A 274-nucleotide genomic window follows, 5' to 3' on the forward strand; every position below is an offset into this window, starting at 1 on the left:
GTACCAACAGAAACTCAAAGACCTGCGAAATAGCAGAAGTGAGGCCGCATGACGTTCTCAGTAAAAACCATTCCAGACATGCTCGTTGAAACATACGGAAATCAGACAGAAGTAGCACGCAGACTGAAATGTAGTCGCGGTACGGTCAGAAAATACGTTGATGATAAAGACGGGAAAATGCACGCCATCGTCAACGACGTTCTCATGGTTCATCGCGGATGGAGTGAAAGAGATGCGCTATTACGAAAAAATTGATGGCAGCAAATACCGAAAT

1 protein-coding gene is annotated in these 274 nt (G+C 44.9%); it reads left to right on the forward strand.

Annotated elements, in window-relative coordinates; all coding sequences use genetic code 11:
* Positions 1–48: 48 nt before the first annotated feature.
* A complete protein-coding gene (locus tag ACTHTA_RS11485) occupies positions 49–255 on the forward strand; it encodes a phage NinH family protein (protein ID WP_002901791.1) in 207 nt (68 codons plus the stop codon).
* Positions 256–274 lie beyond the last annotated feature (19 nt).

Origin of the sequence: Neisseria sp. P0013.S005 (assembly GCF_051958425.1) — a bacterium.
In the GTDB taxonomy this organism is placed as follows: domain Bacteria; phylum Pseudomonadota; class Gammaproteobacteria; order Burkholderiales; family Neisseriaceae; genus Neisseria; species Neisseria subflava.

What these genes read in the sequence shown, in the direction of transcription:
- ACTHTA_RS11485 (WP_002901791.1), top strand. Translation starts at nt 49, where the DNA reads ATGACGTTCTCAGTAAAAACCATTCCAGACATGCTCGTTGAAACATAC.